Raw genomic sequence first — 286 nt, 5'->3', positions numbered from 1 at the left:
CTGGCACGCAGTTCCATATAGGAGGCAAATATGCACATAGGCGTTCCAAAGGAGATCAAGAATCACGAGTATCGCGTCGGTCTCACGCCGTCGTCGGTACGTGAGATCGTCGCGCACGGACACACGGTGAGCGTCGAAACGGGAGCGGGCGCGGGTATCGGCGCGTCCGACGACGCATACCGTACGGCTGGCGCGCAAGTGGCGCTGAATGCCAAGGCGATATTTTCGGCAGCCGACATGATCGTCAAGGTCAAGGAGCCGCAACCGCGAGAGCGCGCGATGCTGC

At 61.2% G+C, this 286-nt stretch carries 1 pseudogene; it reads left to right on the top strand.

The window, feature by feature from the left end:
• Window positions 1-30: 30 nt before the first annotated feature.
• Window positions 31-286, top strand: a pseudogene (locus SB753_RS36435) (alanine dehydrogenase); the annotation flags it as partial.

The organism is Paraburkholderia sp. SIMBA_053 (assembly GCF_046534895.1).
GTDB classification, from domain to species: Bacteria; Pseudomonadota; Gammaproteobacteria; order Burkholderiales; family Burkholderiaceae; genus Paraburkholderia; species Paraburkholderia caledonica.
The sequence above is the reverse complement of the archived record's forward strand: the minus strand, read 5'-3'. Positions and strand labels throughout refer to the sequence as shown.